This is a genomic window from Acinetobacter sp. 809848 (assembly GCF_000581275.1).
Taxonomy (GTDB): domain Bacteria; phylum Pseudomonadota; class Gammaproteobacteria; order Pseudomonadales; family Moraxellaceae; genus Acinetobacter; species Acinetobacter pittii.
The window spans coordinates 1-4,279 of record NZ_JEXG01000069.1 but is presented as its reverse complement, the minus strand read 5'-3'; the positions used below and the strand labels follow the sequence as shown (position 1 = coordinate 4,279).

At 40.9% G+C, this 4,279-nt stretch carries 2 protein-coding genes and 1 pseudogene; 1 reads left to right on the top strand and 2 read right to left on the bottom strand.

The annotated features are described in order from the left end of the window. Both J536_RS26065 and J536_RS23270 read right to left on the bottom strand, forming a co-directional pair. Positions 1-257, bottom strand: a pseudogene (locus J536_RS26065) (hypothetical protein); the annotation flags it as partial. Between the two features lie 8 nt (positions 258-265). Then, positions 266-3,046, bottom strand: a complete 2,781-nt coding sequence (locus J536_RS23270; protein WP_032064116.1) for a DUF2345 domain-containing protein — start codon at positions 3,044-3,046, stop codon at positions 266-268. A gap of 262 nt (positions 3,047-3,308) precedes the next feature. Here J536_RS23270 and J536_RS23265 point away from each other — a divergent pair, with 262 nt between their 5' ends. Next, a complete protein-coding gene (locus J536_RS23265; protein ID WP_032063272.1) occupies positions 3,309-4,001 on the top strand; it encodes a tetratricopeptide repeat protein in 693 nt (230 codons plus the stop codon). Positions 4,002-4,279 lie beyond the last annotated feature (278 nt).

The following is a 4,279-nucleotide window of genomic DNA, read 5'->3' as shown; positions in this document are numbered from 1 at the left end:
TTTCCACTTATACTTAATCGATATAAGTCAAGAATAATTACACAATCTCTTATACTTTCGATACCTAATTTATTATCATCTATCTCAGCAGATCTTGTTTGATAAAGATTATTTCCTACTTTTTTGAATTCCTTACTTGTAAAAAGTATCGAAGTTTCTGCTTTATTTGTTACGGTATTGTAAACATACAGCCTATATTTCAATAAGCTAGTTTTTACATTTGTTTCCAAAACAACATAAGGGTAATACTTTGCCATTATTATTTTTACTCTATATCAATTTTTTCATCTTTAAATAAATGAAGTGATATCTCTTCTGGTTGGTAGGATTTAAATAGATCTGTATATCCCTTATCATCCGTACGGCCTTCTACAATATCTCCATTAGGTAAGAAAGCGATATATTTATGATTAGCAAAGTTATTGCCATCTTTATCTTGCAATAAATATCTCAAGTTATATTTATTAATTTCTCCTAATACAGGCAATGCAGGAACATTAGCATTCACACTCCCGCCTCCCATAAACAAATGCTGCCCAGCCTTCACCTCAAACTTACCGCTTGTAGTCATGAAAATACCTGAACCGGTAATTTTGACTTGAGAACCGCCTGCGGTGAGTACAATTTCTTTGGCTGCTGTGGCCTCAATTTTGTCTTCTGTCGAAATCACCTGCACAGCTTTACGGGCAATTAAATCTGCACCATCACCTTGAGCCTGTATCTCAACTTTGCCTTTGCCTGCATAAAGTCTTGCCCCTTCTTGAGCCGCAAAAAGGCTAATTTTATTTTGGGCATGCGCGATTAAATTCTTTTGGGTAGACAGATTAATGCTATCACCAGCAGTTTGGTTGAGCTGCCCATCTGCACTTAAGTGAATGTCTTCGTTACTGCTCAGCGCGATGCTATTTGGACTCGCTAGCAGCATAATTGCCTCTTTAAAGGTTTTAGCTTTTGCGTTGTCTTGCTGCTCAAGTTTTTCAATAAAAGATTTTAGGTTTTCTAAATTTTCTAACGGGTCAGTTTGCTGATTTTTAGCAACTTCACTGAGTGCCTTGGCATTGTTGAGGCCGCCTTCGATTTGTTGCTTGGCCTCGCTTGCATCAAGGTGTACACCTTGAGCTTGATCCTGCTTGTGAGTACTAACAAGTAGCCCACTGCCCGCTCTTACTGCACCCCATTGGTCTGTTCGTAGCTCGAAGCCTTCACCACGGCCATCACTTTCCGCCTTGTCTTTTGGATGGCTTAAGTTACCGAGGTTTAATTGGCTTGCGGCATGGCTGCTTTGTAGTTGGGCACTGATCTGGCCTGTGGTGTCATCAAAACGTAGCTGGTTAAAGCCTTTGCCGTCGACTTCTTCGGAACGGATACCACTGAGTTTTTTAGTATCCGGTAATTGGCCTTTCTGATCGAACTGGGTTGGATGACGTTCAGCTTCGTGAATACGTCCCACCACAAATGGACGGTCAATGTTGCCGTCAAAGAAATCGATCACCACGATCTCACCCACACGTGGCAAGAAGCGTGCGCCATAACCTGCACCTGCCCACGGGGTCAGCACATCTACCCAAGCCGAGTCGGTATCATTGTCGTTACTTCCTGCTCCACCGTCATGGCTATGGTCGTCAGTTCGGGTAAACAAGAAACGGACCTTAATACGTCCCCACTGATCGACATGAATGCTTTCGCCCTCTAACCCAACCACTCTAGCGCGCTGCGGGTGAGCAGCTGGTCGGTGTTCTAGCGGGTTATATTCAGGCACCGCTTTAATATTACGTCGAACGACATTTAGCTCAGCAAAGTGGCGCTGCTCAGGGTTTTGGTTGTCGAGTTGCGCAGCCTTGAACTTGTCTTTTGGTAATAAGTGCTCAAGTTGCTGTTGTAATTCTTTAGGTAAATTATTTTGGTTATAGTAGTGCTTGCTTAAGATTAAGAGCTCTTTGTCCGCACTGTCATGTTGGTCGAGTTCAGGATGGTCATTCAGCTCAAACCAGTAACCCACCTGTGCATCACGGACGTTACCCGAAACGGTAAATTGTTTAGAACTCAGGTGATGGTATGCATTGATGTGCTGGTTAAGCTGTTCAATCTGGCTATTGCCTGAAGCAGTAGCTTGATCTTCACCATTTAGGTCTTGCATCCACGCTGGGCTGACATGCCATGCATCTTCAAGGTTTAAGCTGGCATTGTCATAGTGTTCGCTGTGCTTTTGTGTGCCTTGTACGCTGCCACTGCCTTCTTCTTGTTGTAGGGCATCGGCTTGCCAGCGTTGCACATGAACCGAAGTCGGTTGTAAGCGGCGCTCTGCCTTGACTTGGGTAATGGTATCAAACTGTTCTGTCGCACTGCTACGTTGGTAGCGGAGGCTACGACGTTCAAGTGCCTGATAGTTTTGGTTATCATCAATTAAACGTAAAACTTGCGGCTGAATGGAAGCATTCGGGTCAGCGACAAAAAGTTGCGATTCGTCGATTAACCAGTTAATGCCTTCACTACGCCACAAACGGGTTAAAAAGTCATAATCGCTTTCGTTAGACTGCATCACAAATGGACGCACATCGTAGTCTTTGCTTAAACCAGATGTGTCGAGGGTTAAGCTTGCGGCAAATAACGGGCTTTTACCCTGCCATTCTTTAAACAGAATTTCGCTAATATCACGCACGCTTTTGTTCATAAACACGCGGCTATTACGACGTTTATGCCAGAGTGCTGTTGGGTCTTTTAAGGTGAGGTTATAAATGGTGAGTGAGCCATCGCTTTGTCCTTGACTCGCTTCGGTAATAATTCCTGTTATTCTAAAAAATTGGCCTGTATCCGTCACCTGATCGACGGCAACCTGACAGCCAATAAATTGTTTTAATGCAATATGGGCGTTTGTCGACAGACACAGTAACTCAGCAACGCTACCTTGGTTGAGGGTATGCTCGCCCTCAATGCGTTGCAAGAAGACTTGCTGATTTAAAGACTGATTTGAGAATTGGATATGAACAACGCGATTTTGTGAAACAAGGCCTAAACGCTCCAATATACTCGACACACTCATCTGCATTTTTATTATCAATCAAACTTATATTTAGGCCGCATTTTAATTAAAAAAAGACTAATCTGTCTATCTATACTCATTTTCAAAATGTAACTAGTCTAATTATGCAGTTTTAGGTAAATTTCTTATTAAATAGGTATTTAAACCGTAAAATTTACTCATTTTAAAGTGCTATAAACCACCCAAACATAATTAATATTTTTCCTTTATATTCAAATAGATATTAAAGAAAAATAAATATTAAAATTAATAAAATTCAGGATGAGATATGAAAATAAAAAAGTCTGCTTTTTATATATTTATGGTGATTTTTTCACTTCATTCTCCAGCATTTGCTGAACCGAGTGTGGCCGATATTCAATATCGTGCAGAACAAGGGCAATCCGTTGCTCAATATCATTTGGGGATGATGCTTTTAAGCGGCGAACAAGGCGTTGTTAAAAATTATGAACAAGCGTTTAAATGGCTAACTGCGGCTGACCAAAATGGAAGCGTGGGGGCAAAATATAGTTTAGGGATGATGTATTACACAGGCACGGGCGTAGAAAAAGATGCCAAGCGCGCTTTTGATTATTTTACTAAGGCTGCGGCCAAGGACCATGCGAAAGCGCAATATAACTTAGGGGTGCTATATGACAGAGGTGAAGGAACCGCGCAAGATTATGGAAAGGCGTTTGAGTGGTTCAGTCGTGCTGCCAAGCAAGGCTATCCGCCCGCAGAATATAATTTAGCTCAGCTATATAAAAAAGGTCACGGCGTCTCACAAAGCAATGAGCAAGCCCTTAAGTGGTACACCAAAGCGGCTGAGCACAGTGAAAGCGATGCCCAATACAACTTAGCCCAGATGTATTTAAATGGTGAAGGCACGCCGAAAAACCTACAACTGGCAAAGAAATGGTTTCAGCACGCTGCCGATGCAGGCGATATTGATGCGAAAGAAATGCTTAAAAGTTTAGAATAAGGCAACCATCTCTATAATATTTTATTTATAAGATGATGAATCTCTATTATTAACAACATTACACTTATAACTTATTTTATTATTTATTTTTTCTAATTAAATATAAATATTAATTCCATTATTTTAAAAATAAATTTAGTTTTATTATTAAATCAAAAATATTTTAAATATTAAATTGACGTAATTAAAATCACCAATTATTATCTCGTTGCTGGCCACATTGCCAGTCGGTTTTGACAGACCGTTGATCCACGGCGGGTTATAGTACAATCTATAAG